Below are 18,081 nucleotides of genomic sequence, written 5' to 3'. Positions count from 1 at the left end.
CAAATATGGTCAGAAAATCGAGTTTTGTGCACCAAATGCGCTCGCAGAGGTCCTCAATACGCGAATTCGATGCCTATAGCACTCATTTTCGTCCATTACTGGCCAAAATGAGCGCTCCAGCTGCACAAAACTCGACTTTCTGACCAAAAAAATCCGAAACCTTTGTCGTCGGCGCCAACAAGAGCGGGGTCGGAGGCGCGAAACGCCCCGACGACCCCGCCAGAGGCGCACGATCCCCTAGACCAACGGCCGAATAGTGATCTTGCGATCTGAGTCCATGATCATGCGACCCTCGGCGATGGCACGCAGCACCTCGGGGTAGATGACGTGCTCGGCCTCGTGGATGCGCGCCTCCAAGGCGTCGATGTCGTCATCGGGCAACACGGACACCGCGCGCTGGACCACGATGGGCCCCTTGTCGTAATCCTCGTTGGCCAAATGCACGGTCACGCCCGTCACCTTCACACCGGCATCCCAGGCATCCTGAATGGCGTGGGCGCCCTTGAACGAGGGCAGCAGCGCCGGATGCAGGTTCAGCACATGATCGGGGAAAGCGTCCAGCACCACAGGAGTGAGTTTGCGCATATAACCGGCCATGACCAGGTACTCGGCGCCCGCCTCGGACATAACGGCGGCGATGCGCCCGTCGGCGGCCTCGCGATCCTCGTACACCGTGCGGTCGAACACCGTCACGGGAATGCCCGCGGCCCGCGCGCGCTCGATGCCGTAGGCATCGGGACGCGACGACAGCACGTGCACGATTTCCACGGGCAGGCCGTCCTCGGCGATGGCGTCGATGATAGCCTGCAGGTTCGTGCCGCTACCGGAGAGCAGCACGCCGATCTTCAGCTTGTCGGCCATTACAGCAGCTCCCCCTCGTTCGCGTACTGCACCTCGCCCGCACCTGCCACGATACGGCCGACGCGGAAGGTCTGCTCGCCCGCCGCGGCCAGGGCGGCCTCCACGGCCTCAGCCTGGGCAGGGTCCACGATGAGCACCATGCCGAGCCCCATGTTGAAGGTTTTCAGGGCCTCGGCCTCGGAGAGGTTCGCCTGCTCGCACGCAAAGCGCACCACGGGCGGAATGGGCCACGTGCCCAAATCCACCTCGGCGTTCACATTGGCCGGCAGGGCGCGGTTCAAATTCTCGGTGATGCCGCCGCCCGTAATGTGGGCAAGAGCGCGAATGCCGCCGGGCACCTGCTCCATCACGGCGCGCACCGGCTTCACGTAGATGCGGGTGGGCGTGAGCAGCGCCTCCAGAATGCTCTGGCCGTCCAAGTCTTCACGCGCCTCGCGCAGTTCGTCCTCGCTGCGACCCTCCACGCATACCTTGCGGGCCAGAGAATAACCGTTGGAGTGCAGACCCGAGGACGCCAGTCCGATGAGCACGTCGCCCTCGCGCACCGCCTCGGGATCCAGCATGCGGGGGCGATCCACCAGGCCCACGCAGAAGCCGGACAGGTCGTAATCATCCGGGTCCATCACGCCGGGATGCTCGGCCATCTCGCCGCCGATGAGCGCACAGCCCGATTGGCGGCAGCCCTCGCCGATACCGCCGACGATTTTCGCCATGGCCTCGGAATCCAGCTTGCCTACGGCCACGTAATCCAGGAAGAACAGTGGCTCGGCGCCCGTGGCCAGAATATCGTTCACGCACATGGCCACCAGATCGATGCCCACCGTGTCGTGCACGCCCAGACGCTGGGCAACCTTCAGCTTGGTGCCCACGCCGTCGGTGCCGGAGACCAGCAGCGGATCGGCCATGTCCTTGGCCGCGGCGATGGAGAACAGTCCCCCGAAGCCGCCGATGTCGCCCACCACCTCGGGGCGGTACGTGGAATGCACCGTGTCCTTGATGGCGTCCACCGCGCGGGCACCCTCCACGATGTCGACGCCGGCCTGGGCATAGGTCACGCTGTTCTGGTTCTCCATGGGATTCCTTTCAAAGATGATCCAACAGCTCAGCTTGCATTATAGATGACGCACACGCCGCCCTCCTGCAGGCAGCGGGTTTTTCGGCACCGCGCAAACCCGAGCGCCGAAGCGCCAGGAGCCGCCGACCTCGCGCCTACCGCAGGTCGTCGATGCGATCCTGGGTGGTGCCCTCCACCGCGCCGACGTCGTCGCCCGACACATCGCTGTTGCCGTGGTACTCGCCCGTGCCCACGTACTCGATGGGCACGAACTCGGCCGGCACCGCGAAGGTAATGTAGCGCCACGTGTTGTCCTCGCCGTCGCAGGTGCAGAAGCCGAACAGCTTCGTGGCGGCCAGGGCATCGGCCGACGTGTCCGGGTCGGGCGTAACCACCGACTGGCTGACCAGCCACTCCTTGAACTCCGTGAACTCCTGGTCGGTGGCGTAGTTCGGTGTGGCAATGGAACCATGGGTCATGGGCACATGCTCTACGGCGAACGTCTCAAGCCGGTAGTTACCCTGGGGGGTCAGCAGATAGATGGTGCGGTGCTGGTTGAACATCTCGTTCTCGTAGAAGTCGCCGAAAGGCGCGAACATGGCCCCGTTGCGCAGATGGTGGCCGTAGATGATGTTCACCTCGTCGGAGAAATCGCCGGCATTCTCGCCCGACAGCATGATGCAGCCGTACTCGGCGCCGTACTTCTTGCCGTAGTCGTTGCTGAAGTTGTGCTTCAGGTAGAACTGACTGTCGCCGGGCTTGTGGGCCACCGGGTAGTTGATGATGGTGTCGGGCACGTACACCCAGGCCACCACCTCGGGATTAATCGCGCGCAGCGCGTCCCAGTCAACCACCATGTCGGCCAGGGTGTTCGTCTGCTCGTTGGGGAAGGCACGAGCGGCAATTTCGTCGTATTCGTGCTGGCCCAGCCAGTACGTCCAGGCCAAATAGCCCAAAATGGCCGCTGATGCGATAAACACCAGCAGGGCGAGCCAGAACACAATACGCCACAGGCAGCCGCCCTTTTTCTTCTTCTTTTTCTCTTCGTTTTGAGTATCGTCAGCGGAAACAACCGAATCGGTCATCGATCCCCCTTGGTCAAAACAAAAAGGCCCCCGAAGGGGCCCGGGATAGTCTTCCAGTTATTTCTTCATCTCGTCCATGAAGCCCTTGGCGATGAACACCACAATGATGAGGACGACGATGGCCACCAGAGCCCAAATGGCCGCAACGGGCACCTGCATGCTGAACAGATCGATCGTATCCATAACGGAACTCCTTCTATGGAACAGGCGCATCGCGCACCTGCAAGGCTGGCTGATAATGGGTTCATAGTACCCTGAACCCCCTACTTTCGCAAGGGACGCAAGGCCTTCGGAGCCACGGTCGCGCGGTAGACGGGAGCCGCGGCCCGCGAACCGCAGCGGCTACCGGAACCGCTCCTCGCCCAAGCGCTCCTCCAGAGCGTCCACGATAATGCGCAGCGCCTTGATGCGAGCGTAGCGCTTATCGTCGGACTCCAGCACAATCCAGGGAGCGAACGTGGTGCTCGTCAGGCGGAACATGTCGTCGATAGCCGCCTTGTACTGAGGGTACTTCTCGCGGTTGCGCCAGTCGTCCTCGGTGATCTTCCACTGCTTGGCCGGATCGATCTCGCGATCCTGGAAACGGCGCAGCTGCTCTTCGGGGCTTACGTCCACCCAGAACTTCAGCAGAATGGCGCCCCAGTCCACCAGGTCGTGCTCGAACTCGTTGATCTCGTCGTAGGCGCGACCCCATTCCTCGGGAGTGGCGAAGCCCTCCACGCGCTCCACCAGCACGCGACCGTACCAGCTGCGGTCGTACATGCCCACGTGCCCCGCCTTCGGCAGGCGCGTCCAGTAGCGCCACAGGAACGGGTGCGCCAGCTCGGGCTTGGTGGGCGCCGGCGACGGGTAGATGTTGTAGGCGCGCGCATCCAGCGCTTGGGCGACGCGCTTAATGTTGCCGCCCTTGCCGGCCGCGTCCCAGCCTTCGTACATCAGAATGAGGGGCACGCGCTTCTGGTACATGATGTTCTCCAGGCGGAACAGGCGCGCCTGCAGCGCCCGCAGCATCTGCTTGTAGCGCACCGGATCCAGCGCCAGGCTGTGGTCGATAGCGTCCACCCGCGGATAATCGTCCACAATGGTGAAGCGCGAGGCGCGCGGCGCCAGCTCGTGAGCGGCTTCGGCCTGGGCACGAGCGCGCACCAGGGCGGCGCCGGCCAGCATGCCGCGACCGGGCTTCACCTCCACGGCCTCGCCGGGAGTGCCGGCCATGGTGGCCTCGTCGATAGCCGCCTCGAATTCCGCCAACCGCGCGGAGAAGGCACTGCGCAGGGCGTCGTTGGCTTCCTTCTGCACCAGACCGCGCTTCAAGGCGGCCACCAGCGTTTCCGCAATGGCGATGTTCGAGCGGCGCTTATCCTCGCCGTTCAGCAGCACCCAAGGCGCAAAGGAGTAGTTGCTACGCTCGAGCAGGCGGTCGTACAGCTCGTAGGCGGCTTCGTAGCCGTGATGACTGTGCAGCTTCTTGTCGGGCACGCGCCAGCGCGTAACCGGGTCGTCGTGCAAACGGCGCAAGCGCTCCACCTGGGCTTCCTTGGTCATGTGCACGAAGAACTTCACCACGATGTAGCCGTCGGCCACCAGCTGGCGCTCGAAGTCGTGGATGGAGTCCAGGTAATGGCGCTCCTCGTCTTTGGGCAGCAGCAGCTTCGCCGGGGCGTTGTGCAGCATGTGCTGGGTGACCGCCGAATACCAGCCGCGGTCGTAGAACGTGATGGAGTTGCGCTCGCCCAAAGCCTTCCAGAAGTCCTGCATGATGGGGTAATAGCCCGTCACGCCCATCTCGCGACCGGGGAACTCCCGCTCGGTGCCGGGATCCAGATCGAGCCCCACGTACACGCCCGTGGAGCGCGCATCCAGGTTGTACATCAAATCGGAAATGCGGCTGCCCTTGCCGGCGCCGTTCCAGCCCTCGAACAGCACCACAAGTCCCACGCCCTCGTTGTGCGCCCGCTGCTGCAGCACCACCAATTCCTCCAGCAGCGCGTCCCACTGCTCCTTATAGGCGGCCTTCTTCATCTTCTTCTGCGAGAAGTCCACTTGCTCCAACATGGCAGCTCCCCTTTTCGCTGGTAGCTCGATTGTTTTACTCATTCTACCATGGTCCGCCGCCCAGCAGGCCCGCATTGAGGCGCCTCGAAGCGCACCCCTATGCTTCGCCCGACTGCTGCGCCAGGTCAATGAGCTCCTGCTTATTGTGAACTCCCACCTTGGCGTATATATGGCGCACGTGGGTGTCCACCGTGCTGATGGACACGTACAGCGTGTCGCGAATATAGGGACGGCTGCGCCCCTGCAGCAGCATGCCGAGTATTTCGCACTCCCGATTCGTCAGGCCGTAACGCTCGGCAATATCTTGCGCCGCCTCGGAGGTACCTCCCGCAGCAACCACCTCGTCGCCTGCAGGATGGTCCGCTTTCTCGTAGGGATGCAGGGAATGGGATCGGCCGAGCCGCGTTTCAACGTCGAGCAGCAAAAGAGAGCTTGCCCCCACGAGAACGGCAAGCACGACCAAGGTAAGGTGCAGCGAATCAATGGCAACCGCCATGGTTACCACCATGTAGAGGCTCGGCCCCAGAAACGCTCCCGCCATGATGGCGGCAAACCCCCAGCCCACGTACAAAAGCTCGTCTCCCCGGCTTTTGCGGGCAAAGGAAATCACCTGCATGCGCAAAATCATTTCAAAAGCCGCATGGGCAACGGACAGCATGAGACAAGCCGCCACCAGCAACTCCGGGATCTCCGAGCCATTGAACAGCAGACCGCAGGCCATAACCGGCAAGACCCAACGAGCGGCCGCCACAAACCCGACGCTCGGCGAGTACTTCACGAACAGCCATATGGCCAGCCCCGAAACCATAAAGCCCAGACCGAAGAGAAGCGCCTTGGAAACCATAAGCTCCTGATGTCTGAGCGAGAACATGCACCATACAAAGCTGACGATCGTGACGGAGAACGCAACGCTCAAAACCAGCGGCGTCAGAGTGGCCCGCGCCGTCTCTTCGCGCTCACCGCGAGCTTCCCCATCGCTCTTTCGGAGCAAGGGCTCGTTCGGCAAAACGACGCCATCCGCCAGGGCGCAAGCGGCAACAGCCACTGGGACGGCAGCAAGCACCCCATCCAGAATCGCATTCGGCAAGCCGAGCGTCACCATGACGACCAAGCCCACCAGAACGAGGATCAGCACGAAATCACGCTCGATGCGCTCAGCGTCGCCGCGGCACAAGGCCAGTCCCCAGAAAACCAGGAAAAACGAAGTTCCGATGCCGTTGACAAATGCGAGTGCCACAAGAAGGGGCGCGGGGACAGACGCAGAGACGCCCATGGTTCCCAGCCATCCGGCAAGCCAAAGCGCAGCAGCTCCCAAAATCGACCGCGTGAGCATTTGGGGTTCAAACAAGCGAGGGGCGAAGATGAAGATGATGCAAGGCACAAGCCCCACGGCGCTAAAGCGAATGAGTATCTGAGCCCCCGCCGACACGCCCTCCCAAAAAGTCCCATCTGCGCTAATGGGAGGCGCCGCGCAAAAGGCCCACGCCAGAGTTAGGGCCATGCCCAAAACGCGCAATGCGCTGTTGCGATATTCTCTCATTCCGCGCCGGCTCTCTTTCTCGCTCATTTCGCAAATTGTACTTCACCCACGGCCCCTACCGCCTCTCGCAAGCCGTCCAAAATGGCTCCCATCGGCCAAATCACTGGAAACCAGTGACGCGAAAACCCGTTTCTGTGCGGTTCCATGGATGCGACGGCCGCCGAAATCGCGCAAGCTTTCCCTGCACTGCAATTCCGCTTGCCTTATCTGGAAAGGGAAGCGGCTCAAAACGGGCGCCGCATCCCGCGTGCGCCAGAAGGAGGAACGAATGGGAATCGAGAACGCATCTTTGGAACGCCGCAGTTTCCTTAAGGGCATCGCCGCTCTGGGCGCGGCGGCCGGCGCGACCGCCTTGGCTGGCTGCTCCCCGCAACCGGGAAGCTCGTCGGAATCACTCTCGCAAACCGGAAGCAGCGACAACGGCGGCGCAGCCCACTCCTGGGAGATGGCGCCGGAGCCCATCGACGAGGCCAACATCGTGGAAACCATCGACGCCGATGTGGTAATTGTCGGAGCCGGCATGGCGGGCATGGCCGCCTTCATGCACGCAGCGGAACAGGGCGTGCGTACCGTTATCATCGAAAAGCGCGACTCCTTCAGCGCCCGCGGCCTCGACTTTGCCGCCGTCGGAACCAAGGTGCAGAAGGAAGCCGGGGTCGAGATCGACAAAGGCCAGCTCGTTAACGACCTCGTGAAAGCCTCGGGCTATAAAGCCGACGGCTCGCTCATAAAGCTCTGGGCCGATCACTCCGGCGAGGTGTTCGATCGCCTGATCGATATGATCGTTGCCGATGGCGGTGCGGTTGCCCTGGGCGCCGGTTCTTCCGCGTCCGCCAACGCAGAGGACTTCACCACGCGAACCTATCCCACCGATCACACCTTCGGCACGGGCATGACGGGACCGGGCGACGTCATCGGCCACATGGAGAAGGTCGGCCTTGAAGCCGGCGGCCAGGTGATGTACAACACGAAGGCCGAGCAGCTTCAAAAGGACGGCGATCGCGTGAGCGCCGTGTTCGCCACTAATGCCGACGGAAACACCGTGAAGATCACTGCCTCCAAAGGCGTGATTCTGGCCACCGGCGACTATGGGAACAATGCCGAGATGGTGGAGGCGTGGTGCCCCCTGGCCGCCGGCGCCGAGGGCAACGTGTATCCGGCCCCCGAGGCAAACACCGGCGACGGCATCAACATGGCGCTGTGGGCGGGAGGCGCCATCCAGCCCGGTGCCCACGCCGCCATGATCCACCCGATCTTCGGCGGAGGCGCCATGAGCACCGCCTCTTACCTGAAGGTGAACGAGAGCGGCGTGCGCTTCTGCAACGAGAACACCACGCTGCCGGGCATCTCCAATATGTACCTCACCAGCAAGGATCACAAGGTGTGGAGCATTTTCGACGACGACTTTGAAACCCAGATGCCGGCCATGTCTGCCCTGAGCAACTACAACAACAATACCGCCGGCCCGCTCACGGCCATGTTCGGCACCGGCGATGCCGACCCGGCGAATCCCCCGACTCCTACCGAGGTGGTTTCGTACTGCCTCGAGAACGGCAGCACCGTTAAGGCCGACTCCCTGTCCGAGCTGGCCGCCGCCATGGGCGTTCCCGCCGACGCGCTCGAGGCCACGGTGGCCCGCTACAACGAGCTCGTGAACGCCGGCGTCGACGAGGATTTCGGCAAGAATGCCGACGATCTGAAGCCCATCGTCAAAGCGCCCTTCTACGCCTCAGCACTCACCGCCAAGGTGCTGGTAATTGCTTCGGGATTGAACGTGAACAGCCAGATGCAGGTGCTGTCCACCGAAGACGAGCCGCTCGAGGGCCTGTACGCCGTGGGCAATGTGATGGGCAATTTCTTCGCCAACGACTACCCCATCTGCGCCCCCGGCCTCAGCCACGGACGCTGCCTCACCCTGGGAGCGCTCTTGGGCCGCGCCGTGGCCACGGGCCAGCCCCTTGGCGCCTAATCCCCGAGTTTTAAGCACACGCACTCTCACGCGCCGATATGCCCTTCCGGCATTCAATGGCAAAAGCCGCCCCAGCGTCCCTCCCCGCTGGGGCGGCTTCTTTTTAAGAAGCCCGGGCGGCTGGCAGGCGGCCCGGGCTTGAAGTTTAGCCGAACAGCTTCTTGAGAAGACGGGTGAGGAAGTTCCCCTTTTTCGGCTCGATGATCTCAGCGGGGACGATCTCGCTGGTGGGTGCGGGGGCCGGAGCGGTTGCGGAGGCCGGAGCCGGCGCGGACGCAGGGGCCGCCGTCGGAACCGCAGAGGCGGGCGCCGTGGGAGCCGAGGCGGTTGCGGCGGGCGCGGCCCCAGCAGAGCCGGCCGCCGGAGCGTTCGAGGCCGAGGCGACGGGAGCCGCCTTCGGAACAGAGGCGGGTGCGGCGGGTGCGGCAGACGTTGCCGACGGGGTGGATGTGGGGGCCGAGGCGGGTGCGGCGGGTGCGGGCGGCCTGAAGGCCGCCCCTACGGGGGTGGTTTCCCCGGGGGTGGTTTCCGCGGGGGTGGTTTCCCCGGCCGGGACGGAGTCCTTTGCGGGCGCGGGTTTCGCCGCCTGGGGAGCCGCGGGCTTCACGGCCTTCGCCTTGCCGGTCTTTTTCTTTGCGGGAGCGGGGGGAGCCGTCAGCACGGCAGCCGCCGCACCCGAAGCCGCCTGCAAAGCAGAGGCGGGCTCAGCCGGAACCGACGTGGCCTTCGGGACGTCGCCCTGCGGAGCGGCCGGCGCCTCAGCCTTGGCAGCGGCAACCTTCTCCGTTGCGGCCCCAGCCTCAGGATCGACCTTCGCCGGCGTAGTCTTCTCGAGCGCGACCCCGGCCGCAGCGTCGGTCGCGGTCGGGGCGTCGTCAACCGCAGTCTGCTCTTGGGCCGCAGCGTCAGTCTGGGCCGCAACGGCTGCGGCCGCAATCCGCTCTTGAGCGGCGGCCTCGGCAGCAGCGATTTTCTCCTGGGTGGCTGCAGCGTCGTTTTTCTCCTCGGTCACGAACGCGGCCACGGCAGCCGAAACCGCCGCGTCCGACACACCGGCCACCTCGGCCGCCGCCACACGCGCGGGCACTGCGGCCTTCGCCGGTACCTCCGCCGCATGCTTGCCCTTCGCAGCTTTTTCCGACGCCGACGCGGCGACAGACGGCTCGGCAGCGGCCGGCTCGGCCTCGCCGACCACGGAAGGCGCCGCCTCGGCTGCAATCGCCGCAACGGCAGCACCCCGCTCGATCGCGGGCGCCGGCTCGGCAGCGGATTCCGCCGCCTCGGATACCGACAATTGCGTCGTAGCGGCCTCAACGGCTGCGGCCTCTGCCGCATCGGGTGCCGCGCCCATCGCGGCTTCCGCCGCCTCGGCGCTGGCGACCTCCGACTGGCTCATGGCCTGCAGCACGCTTTCCGCCGTGGCCTCCACCGCGGCAGCCATGGCCTCGGCCGCGTCGTGCATGGCGCGCACCTCGGCCTCCACCGCCGCCCAAATGGCCGGGTCGATCTCCATGCCCAGCTCATCGGACATCGCCGAGCGCTCGGCCTGCGTGGCCAGAGCAGCTTCCTTCACGGCGCGGGCCAGGTGCTTGCCCACGCGCTCGTCTTCCGCAACCTGCGGCACGAACTCCGACTCCTCCTCGGTTTCCACAGGCTGCGGCTCGGGCGTGACGGCGGCCACACGGCCCAGCGGGAACACGTAATGGGAATCGCCCTCGGCCAGCACGCCCTCGTGGGCGGCCAGCTCGGCGGCGGCCAGATGCATGCGCTGGGCCTCGGAAATCAGGTACTTCTGGGAATCGAACAGCTCCACATCGCCCTCGTCACCGGGCTTGGCAAAGAAACCGAGCGGGGTGTAGGACCCGTCGGCCAGAAGCTCACGCAGCTTCGCCGTATCGGACCAGCTGATGTCCAGGTAGCCCAGCACCTGCTCGCGCAGCACGTCATCCAAAATGGGCCAGGCGATCTCGATGCGCTTGTCCATGTTGCGGGTCATAAGGTCGGCGCTGGACAGGTAAATCTGGCAGCTCTCGCGCGGGCCGAAGCCGTAGATGCGGCTGTGCTCCAAAAGCTGGCCCACGATGGAAACCTCGTGCACATGGTCGGTATAGCCGGGCACGCCGGGCAGCAGGCACGAGATGCCGCGCACCAGCAGGTGCGTCTCCACGCCCGCCTGCGATGCCTCCACGATCTTCTCGATCACCTCACGATCGGTGATGGAGTTCGTCTTGAAGAACAGCCCGCAGGGCTTGCCGGCCTTCGCCAGGGCAATCTGCTCGTCGATGCCGCGCAGGATGTTCTGCTTGATCATCAGCGGCGCCACCCACAGAATGTCGTAGTTGTCCGATGTGTTCTCCAGCGCCATGTTGCGGAAGAAGTCGGCGGCGTCGGCGCCGATGCGCGGGTCGGTGGTGATGAACGAGAAGTCGGTGTACAGGCGGGCCGTCTTTTCGTTGTAGTTGCCCGTGCCCAGCTGGGTGATATGCTGCAGCCCGTCGGCAGTCTGACGCGTGATGGTGCAGATCTTCGAGTGCACCTTGAAGTTGCGGAAGCCGTAGATGACATGGCAGCCCGCCTGCTCGAAGCGCTGGGACCACTCGATGTTGTTCGACTCGTCGAAACGGGCACGCAGCTCGAATAGCGCTGTTACTTCCTTGCCGTTCTCGGCCGCGGCGATAAGCGCCTCGGCCAGGTGCGACTGACTGGCCAAACGGTACAGGGTGATCTTGATGGAGATGACCGCCGGATCGTTGGCCGCCTCGTGCAGCAGGCGCACGAAGGCGTCCATCGATTGGTAGGGATACGACAGCAGCACCTCGCGCTCGGACACCTGCTGGATGATGGAGCGGTTGCGATCGAGGCACGCCGGCCACTGCGGCGTGAAGGGGGCCTGGGTCAGAGCCGCGCGCTTCTTCGCCGACAAGCGGCCAGACAAGCCCCAGGTGTAGCTCATGTTCAGCGGCACGCTGGTCACGTACAGCTGGTGCTCGGCCAGCTCCAGCTTGTCCAGCAGCAGACTCTTCACCGTACGCGACAGCGGGCGCTCGCTTTCCAGGCGCACCGGCGCCAGGCGACTGCGCTTCTTCAGGATGCGCTTCATGTGCTCGCGGTAATCCTCGCCCTGCTCCTCGGCACCCTCGGTGGCATCCAGGTCGGCGTTGCGCGTAACGCACACGATGTTGGTGTGCTTCACCGTGTACATAGAGAAAATCTCGGGCACGAACATCTCGATGGCGTGCTCCACCAGCATGAACGACAGGCCCTTGCCCGGCAGCTGGATAACGCGGTCGGTCTGGCGCGGCAGAGGGATGATACCCAGCGTCACGCCCTCGGCACCCAGGTTCTTCGCCTGCTTGCCCTCGGCGGCAGCGGCCTTCTCGGCCTTGGCGCGGGCCTTCTCCTCCTTGGTCTTCTTACCCTTGGGAGCGGCCTGCTCGTCCAGGCGCACGATAATGTAGAGGCCGCCGTTCTCCAAATGGGGGAAGGGGTGGCGGGCGTTCACGATCTGCGGCGACAGGAAGGGCAGCACGCTGTCCTGCATGTAGTCGTCCAGGAACACCAGCTGCTCATCGGTGAGATCGTCCTTGCGCACCTGACGGATGCCCTCTTCGGCCAAAAGCCCGCGCAGGTTCTCGAAGGTTTCCTCGTAGTAGGGATACAGCTCGTGGCAGCGCGCGTAGACGGCGTCCAACTGCTCGGCCGGCGTCATACCCGACTTCGGATCGATGATGGACTTCTTCAGCAGCGAGAGGTCGGTCAAGCTGCCCACGCGCACCATGAAGAACTCCTGAAGGTTGCTCCAGAAAATGGAAATGAAGTTCAGCCGCTCGAGCAGGGGCACGGTGGGATCGGCGCCCTGATCAAGAACGCGCTTGTTGAAGTCGAGCCAGGAAAGCTCGCGATTCTGCATGTAAGGGGGCTTCGTCAGCGCGCCCTCGTTCACAGAATCCTTCGGTGCCTGCTGGTTCATGGAAACCGCCTCCCCATTGCCGGTGAACAAAACCGACCGCCCCCGAGGGCTTTCCCGATGCCCCGGCGGCCGATCATTCGATTTTATCACGAGTGCAGCACCTTACCCCCAGCTGTGGGCGGTTCGTTACGGGAGGTCAACATCCCAGGTAAAAAACAAAAATCCCGCCAATCGCTTCTGATGGCCACTTGACTTGGTGCAAAGGTTTACATGCGGGGGCTTAAAGGCTTAGGCCTCGTCGCCGCTGACGAGTTTGAGGCCGATGATGCAGCCGACAAGGCCGGCGATCAGCAGAATGCGGGCGACGCTGGCCGGCTCGCTTCCCGTGACCATGCCGTAGATGACCGTGAGCGCCGCGCCGATGCCCACCCACACCGCATAGGCCGTGCCCGTAGGCAGCGTCTTCACGGCGAAGGACAGCCCCAGCATGGAAAGCACCAGGGCCACAACGAACACGACGGAAGGGCCCAGATGAGTGAAGCCCTCCGACTTCCCCAAGGCGATGGCCCACACCGATTCCATGCACCCCGACGCAACGAGCACAAGCCAACTCACTGGTCCCTCCTTTCTCGGCGGAGCGGGGCGCCGCGGCCGACCGCCCCGCGCCCCGCACCCTCGCTTCCGTATGCGCCCGCGCTACTCGTCGATCACCATAGTCGGGTTGTCGCGGGTGATGATCTCCTTCGCGAAGATCGTGGCGCCCAGGTGGCGCTCCACCATGTCGGCCAGCTGGTCGATGGCGGCAGCCAGGTCATCGGCGCGAGCGGGGTCCACCGACTCGATGATGAGGAACGCCTTCTTCGACTCGTCGGTTAAGGCCGTGCGCTCGCCGTCGCGCCAGTTCCAGCAGCGGCAGATGGCGCCGGCGTTATCGAAGTAGCACAGCTCGCCTTCCAGCGTGGGAGCGTCCTCGTCCTCGCCGAGCGGGCGGAAGGCGTCGCCGCCCTGGGTGACGCCCAGGCGAATGTCGCCGTCCATGGCATCGATGTCCTCGCCGCCCACGGGCAGCGCATAGGCGAGCGACACCGTGTTGTAGATATCGACCGACGGGGTGATGGAGCCCACGGGGTTGCCCTTCAGCACGCGCTTGAGCAGGTTCTCGATGGAGCAGCGCGCGCCCTTCTTCGTCTTGAACTTCTGGTAGGCGTCGCGCCACACGGCCACCACCTCGTTCTGGGAGATGGTGTTGCTCTCCAAGTGCTGGTCGGCCATGCCGTTGGCCTCGGCAAGGGCCTTGGCAATGGCGGCGGCGTCCTCGGGCGCCACCTCGGCGGTGGGCTTCATGCCGTGGGCCACCACGATGCCAATGCTCGCATCGGGGAACAGATTCCAGAACGATTCTTCCGTGACGAATTGCTTCATACTGCGATCCTTTCTCCTCGCCGGTCTCCTGCGACCGAGCCGCACGCACGCCGGGCAAAACAAAAAGCGCCCACGGGGCGAGCATCTTCAAAGGCCTAACGATGCTCGCTCAGTGAGCGCTTCACGCCTACCCGGCGGCAGGCTATGTACTTCAATCGGGATCCAATGATAGCACAGGGCTAGTTGGCAGGACCCACAGGGCACGAATCTTCCAAGAGCGCATTCACCAAAGCCGCATCGCGGTGGCACCACAGTGCCGTGAAGCGCGCAAGAGCCGTGTAGAACGTGGCTCCGTAGTGCGTCTCCATCGCTTCGGCTAGCGAGTCTATCCACCGCAGGAGATGGTCGGTGAGAAACGTCAGCGACTGCAGAAGGCGATCCTGGCACCGTTGCGACTCGTCTTCCTGGAAGGCAGCAAGCGCATCGGCGGCCAGCTTCGCCATGAAGTCGCACTCAAGGCCGATGGAGTCATCGGCCACCTGGCGGTAGCGCTCGGGAAGAAAACCAGCCTGGCGGTAGGCGTCGCGCACCGACAGAATGTCGCGATGGAACAGCATGCGCTTGCCCGTGGTGTGCATCGTCTCCCAGGGGGAGGCGGCCAAAGTGTTCGGGCCCACGAAGATGCGCGTGTAGTCCTCCCGGGCCGCCGCGACAGCCCCGTCGCGCTCGGCAGCCGGCACGGCCAGAAAAGCAGCCGCGGCCTGGAAAGCCGCCACAAGATCGGCAGTCGCCCCGTCTTCCACCAGCCCCACTTCCTCGCGCGCATGCTCCCCGGCAACGATGTCGGCGAAAGCGCGATCGGGCTCTTCCGCGAACCCGCGGGCAATGAGCCCCCACACGAACTGGCGGTTCGCCAGCACCAGCTCTTTCGTATCGGCATCCACGGAAGGGCTCCTTTCTCATCAGAAGGGCCGCCCGGCCTGAGGAAGGAGCAGGCCGGGCGGCAAAGGGAGGGATTACAGCACCAAATCTACGAAGCTGTCGTCCTGCAGGCAGTCGCGACCCATGATGAGCGTGCTCGGATCGGTCATGGAGGAATCGGGGCGGCAAGCGATATCGCGAACCGCGTCCGGATGGGCGGCCGCCAGCTCGTCGTAGTCGCCGAACTCCAGGGCACGCGTGCCGCAGGCAGCCACACAGGTGGGAGCGCCGTCCTCGGAGCGCGTATCGATGCAAGCGTTGCACTTACCCGTAATCTTCTTGTCCTCCAGCAGCACGGGCACCTGGTAGGGGCACGACTTCACGCACGTTTCGCAGCCGATGCAAATCTCGTCATCGTGCTGAACGGTGCCGTCTTCCTCGTCGCGATGCATGGCCCCCGTCGGGCAGTTGGCCACGCAGGCCGCATCAACGCAGTGGTTGCACGTGTGCGAAATATGGTAGTACTTCGCCTCGGGGTATTCGCCCACCTCGTAGCTGGCAACCGCACGATAGGTGATGCCCACGGGCAACGCGTTCTTCAGCTTGCAGGCAACCTGGCAGGTCTTGCAGCCCACGCAGCGGGTGGAATCGAAATAGAATCCTTTGCGGGTCATGTTGGTTCTCCTCCTTTATTCCGCGTCGATGACGAGCTGGCGCTCGTCATCGGGGGTCAGCGCCTCGCCGGTCCACTTCTCAACCTTGACGCTCACATTGTTGTAGCCGGACACGCCCATGCCCTTCGGCTTGCCGCCGTACAGGGTGTTGGGGCAGCCGCCACGGTCGATGCCCTCCTCGTCGAAGTCGGGCCAGGTGCCGTTAGGCACGTCGATAGCGCCGGGAACGATCTGGTTGCTCACAGACGCGGGGCGCAAGATGCGACCGTAGGGGCTGCTCACGAGCACGGCGTCGCCCGTCTTGATTCCGGCTGCCGCAGCATCGGCGGCGTTGATGGTCACCGGCGCGTCAAAGGCCTCGCGCAAGGTGGTCACGTTGTCGAAATCAGAACACGCGCTGCGCGGGTAATGCGTGTTGAACATGAGCAGCGGATAGCCCTCGTCGCCGGCCTGCTCGTGGTAAGTGGCGTAAGGCTTGTACGTCTCGCCGCCGAAGGCCAGGGAACTCAGTTTGTCGCCCTTCTCCTGGCAGTAGATTTCGAACTTGCCGCTGGCGCTGTTCACGGGATTCGCCTCCGGGTCGGCGATGAAGTCGGCGTAGGCGATGTGGGTGTAGCCGTCGCCGAAGGAGCGGGGCACCTGGTAGATGCCGTTCTCGCGCAGGGTGGCCAGATCGACAACGCCCTGCTGCGGCTCCCCTTCCACACCCATCGCGTCAATGTCTTCCTGGGTGATGGTGATGAGCGGGCTGTACTCGCCGGATTCGTCCATGATCCGGGAGGAGGCCAGGTAGTTGAAATAGCACTGCTCCTCGGTGTAGGGGTACACGTCCTTCGGGTTGTAGCCGAGGCGCTCCAGCAGCTGCTCGGCGATCCAGCGGTCGCTGTGAGCTTCGTAGGGCGTCTCGCCAAGCGGCGTGTAGAACAAAAAGCCCTCGCGGTCCTGGTCGCCGCCCTCCAGGGCGATGTCATGCTCGAAGTCGGCGAGCACCGGCAGGATGATGTCGGCATAGGGGGCCGAGGCGGTAGCGAAGATGTGCTGCACGAGGAAGAAGTCCACCGTGCGCAGGGCCTCCACCATACGGTTGGCGTTCGGCGTGGCGCGGATGGTGTTGTCGCGGCTGCCGTAGATGAAACGGATGTCGCAGGTGGCCGGCTCGGGCGGAATAGCGCCGCGGCGGCCGGAGTTGGTGTACTGGCCCGTGATGACCGCATCCCACATCTCCAGGGCGTTCACGTAATCCGGATGCTCCGGGTCGGGCACCAGGGAAGGATCACACAGCGGGGTGAGCGCGGGCAGTTCCAAATCGGCGGCGCCATCGTCGCCCACCATGCAGATGGGATCGCCGCCGGTACCGCAGCGGTCGACGAAGTAGTTGCCGCAGGCATGGCCCGGCTTGCCGAAGTGGCCGCCCATGGCTGCGATGGTCATAATGGCCTGGGGCAGATCCTCGGCGCCGTTGCAGCGGGCGGAAGCGTAGCCATGGGAAAGAATGGTTGCGTGCTCCTTGCCGAGCGCTTCGGCAAGGAAGGTGATGTCGGCGGCCGGCGCACCGGTGATGGCGCTCGCCCACTCGGCGGTCTTCGGAGTGCCGTCGTACTCGCCGAGCACATAGCCGCGGAAATTCTCGTTGATGGCGGCATCCGCGGGCATGGATTCCTCGTCGAAGCCCACGCAATACTTGTGCAGGAAGTCCCAATCCACCACATTGCCCTGCTCCTCATCGAGGCGCAGCATCTCATGGGCCACGCCCAGCAGAAGCGCCGTGTCGGTGCCCGGCTTCACGGGAATCCACTTGGCGTCCAGCATGTTCGCGGACACGTTGTAGGAAGGCCCGATATAAATGAACCGGGCGCCGCGGTCGCGCGCCTCGCGGAAGTTGAAGCTGGGATTACCGTTGGAACCCCAGCCGGGATTGTTGCCCAGCATGATGATATTCTCGGCGTTCTCGATCATGTCCATGCGGTCGTTCACCGACGTGGAGCTGTGGCCCAAGCTCACGCGCAGAGTGTGGGTTCCGAAGGAAATGGTGTCGGACACGCCCAGGTATCCTCCGCACGCATTCAGCAGCGGGCGAATGTAGCCACCGGAGAGGCAGCCGGGCGTGTAGACGCCCTTGGGGCCCACCTCGGTGTACACCTTCTTCAGCTGATCGGCCACAATGTCGAGGGCCTCCTCCCAGCTGATGCGCTCATAGCCCTCTTTACCGCGCAGATCGCCATGGGGATCCTCCGGCGTCCAGCTCTTGCGCTTCATGGGATACTTCAAACGGTCGGCGCCCATCTGGGACTCGTACAATGCACGACCGCGCAGGCAGCCGCGCTGCTGCGGATACTCGATGGAGTCCTCGTGGGTGTCGTCCGTCTTCTGGCGAATGACCACGCCGTCGGACACGAGCACCTTGTTCATGCAGCGCGTTCCGCAACCGTGGGAGCATGCGATGGTCACCCACTCGCCCGCCGGCTGCGCGGCGCCCTCGGCATCGCCCTCGCCCGTTTCGCTCAGACGATTATCGCAGCCGTAAAGCGACGCCGACGCGCCCAGCGCCGCAGCAGCGGCAGCGCCAGCGGCCACAAAGCTGCGCCGATCCATCTTGAGGCTGTTGAGCTTAATCTCGCCCATGTTCCTCCCCCTTCTTCTCAAAGGCATT

Annotated in this window: 13 protein-coding genes; 1 reads left to right on the top strand and 12 read right to left on the bottom strand. The window is 64.1% G+C overall.

Features of this window, described 5'->3' with window-relative positions:
- Nucleotides 1-237: 237 nt before the first annotated feature.
- The 6 genes from purN to VIN30_RS02905 all read right to left on the bottom strand — a co-directional run bounded on the left by purN (nucleotide 238) and on the right by VIN30_RS02905 (nucleotide 6,622).
- Nucleotides 238-861 carry a phosphoribosylglycinamide formyltransferase gene (purN, locus tag VIN30_RS02930; protein WP_338209155.1) on the bottom strand — a complete coding sequence of 208 codons (624 nt, stop codon included), beginning with the start codon at nucleotides 859-861 and terminating at the stop codon, nucleotides 238-240.
- The gene (gene purM, locus VIN30_RS02925) at nucleotides 861-1,934 is read right to left on the bottom strand and encodes a phosphoribosylformylglycinamidine cyclo-ligase (RefSeq protein WP_338209153.1); all 1,074 of its coding nucleotides are present in this window, start codon (nucleotides 1,932-1,934) and stop codon (nucleotides 861-863) included. Before purM ends, purN begins: the two co-directional genes overlap by 1 nt.
- Before the next feature lie 136 nt (nucleotides 1,935-2,070).
- Entirely contained in the window at nucleotides 2,071-3,000 is a 930-nt protein-coding gene (locus VIN30_RS02920) for a class B sortase (protein WP_326423986.1), read from the bottom strand.
- Between the two features lie 57 nt (nucleotides 3,001-3,057).
- A complete protein-coding gene (locus VIN30_RS02915) occupies nucleotides 3,058-3,183 on the bottom strand; it encodes a hypothetical protein (protein WP_326423987.1) in 126 nt (41 codons plus the stop codon).
- A 159-nt stretch (nucleotides 3,184-3,342) separates the two neighbouring features.
- On the bottom strand, nucleotides 3,343-5,055 hold the full coding sequence (locus tag VIN30_RS02910; protein WP_326423989.1) for a polyphosphate--AMP phosphotransferase: 1,713 nt from the start codon (nucleotides 5,053-5,055) through the stop codon (nucleotides 3,343-3,345).
- Between the two features lie 97 nt (nucleotides 5,056-5,152).
- Complete coding sequence (locus tag VIN30_RS02905) at nucleotides 5,153-6,622, bottom strand: helix-turn-helix transcriptional regulator (RefSeq protein ID WP_338209150.1); 1,470 nt, start codon at nucleotides 6,620-6,622, stop codon at nucleotides 5,153-5,155.
- A gap of 241 nt (nucleotides 6,623-6,863) precedes the next feature.
- Between VIN30_RS02905 and VIN30_RS02900 the strand changes: the two genes are divergently transcribed.
- On the top strand, nucleotides 6,864-8,564 hold the full coding sequence (locus VIN30_RS02900; RefSeq protein WP_338209148.1) for an FAD-dependent oxidoreductase: 1,701 nt from the start codon (nucleotides 6,864-6,866) through the stop codon (nucleotides 8,562-8,564).
- Between the two features lie 145 nt (nucleotides 8,565-8,709).
- Here the strand turns inward: VIN30_RS02900 and ppk1 are convergent, their stop codons facing one another.
- The 6 genes from ppk1 to VIN30_RS02870 form a co-directional block, all read right to left on the bottom strand.
- Entirely contained in the window at nucleotides 8,710-12,534 is a 3,825-nt protein-coding gene (gene ppk1, locus VIN30_RS02895) for a polyphosphate kinase 1 (protein WP_338209146.1), read from the bottom strand.
- Nucleotides 12,535-12,762: 228 nt separating this feature from the next.
- A complete protein-coding gene (locus VIN30_RS02890; protein ID WP_338209143.1) occupies nucleotides 12,763-13,089 on the bottom strand; it encodes a DMT family transporter in 327 nt (108 codons plus the stop codon).
- Nucleotides 13,090-13,170: 81 nt separating this feature from the next.
- Nucleotides 13,171-13,896 (bottom strand): B3/B4 domain-containing protein, encoded by a 726-nt coding sequence (locus tag VIN30_RS02885; protein WP_338209142.1) that lies wholly within the window; start codon nucleotides 13,894-13,896, stop codon nucleotides 13,171-13,173.
- Nucleotides 13,897-14,075: 179 nt separating this feature from the next.
- The gene (locus tag VIN30_RS02880) at nucleotides 14,076-14,780 is read right to left on the bottom strand and encodes a TorD/DmsD family molecular chaperone (protein WP_338209140.1); all 705 of its coding nucleotides are present in this window, start codon (nucleotides 14,778-14,780) and stop codon (nucleotides 14,076-14,078) included.
- Nucleotides 14,781-14,852: 72 nt separating this feature from the next.
- Nucleotides 14,853-15,431, bottom strand: coding sequence for a 4Fe-4S dicluster domain-containing protein (locus tag VIN30_RS02875; RefSeq protein WP_338209139.1), 579 nt, complete (start codon nucleotides 15,429-15,431; stop codon nucleotides 14,853-14,855).
- Nucleotides 15,432-15,446: 15 nt separating this feature from the next.
- A complete protein-coding gene (locus VIN30_RS02870) occupies nucleotides 15,447-18,053 on the bottom strand; it encodes a molybdopterin-dependent oxidoreductase (RefSeq protein WP_338209137.1) in 2,607 nt (868 codons plus the stop codon).
- Between the last annotated feature and the right edge of the window lie 28 nt (nucleotides 18,054-18,081).

The organism is Adlercreutzia wanghongyangiae, assembly GCF_035989245.1.
Classification (GTDB): Bacteria; Actinomycetota; Coriobacteriia; order Coriobacteriales; family Eggerthellaceae; genus Adlercreutzia; species Adlercreutzia wanghongyangiae.
The sequence above is the reverse complement of the archived record's forward strand: the minus strand, read 5'-3'. Positions and strand labels throughout refer to the sequence as shown.

Bases quoted from the DNA above. Each gene is read 5' to 3' on its own strand.
- VIN30_RS02915 (WP_326423987.1), bottom strand. From the start codon at position 3,183: ATGGATACGATCGATCTGTTCAGCATGCAGGTGCCCGTTGCGGCCATT.
- purN (WP_338209155.1), bottom strand. From the start codon at position 861: ATGGCCGACAAGCTGAAGATCGGCGTGCTGCTCTCCGGTAGCGGCACG.
- VIN30_RS02920 (WP_326423986.1), bottom strand. From the start codon at position 3,000: ATGACCGATTCGGTTGTTTCCGCTGACGATACTCAAAACGAAGAGAAA.
- VIN30_RS02875 (WP_338209139.1), bottom strand. From the start codon at position 15,431: ATGACCCGCAAAGGATTCTATTTCGATTCCACCCGCTGCGTGGGCTGC.
- ppk1 (WP_338209146.1), bottom strand. From the start codon at position 12,534: ATGAACCAGCAGGCACCGAAGGATTCTGTGAACGAGGGCGCGCTGACG.
- VIN30_RS02905 (WP_338209150.1), bottom strand. From the start codon at position 6,622: ATGAGCGAGAAAGAGAGCCGGCGCGGAATGAGAGAATATCGCAACAGC.
- VIN30_RS02885 (WP_338209142.1), bottom strand. From the start codon at position 13,896: ATGAAGCAATTCGTCACGGAAGAATCGTTCTGGAATCTGTTCCCCGAT.
- VIN30_RS02910 (WP_326423989.1), bottom strand. From the start codon at position 5,055: ATGTTGGAGCAAGTGGACTTCTCGCAGAAGAAGATGAAGAAGGCCGCC.
- VIN30_RS02870 (WP_338209137.1), bottom strand. From the start codon at position 18,053: ATGGGCGAGATTAAGCTCAACAGCCTCAAGATGGATCGGCGCAGCTTT.
- VIN30_RS02900 (WP_338209148.1), top strand. From the start codon at position 6,864: ATGGGAATCGAGAACGCATCTTTGGAACGCCGCAGTTTCCTTAAGGGC.
- purM (WP_338209153.1), bottom strand. From the start codon at position 1,934: ATGGAGAACCAGAACAGCGTGACCTATGCCCAGGCCGGCGTCGACATC.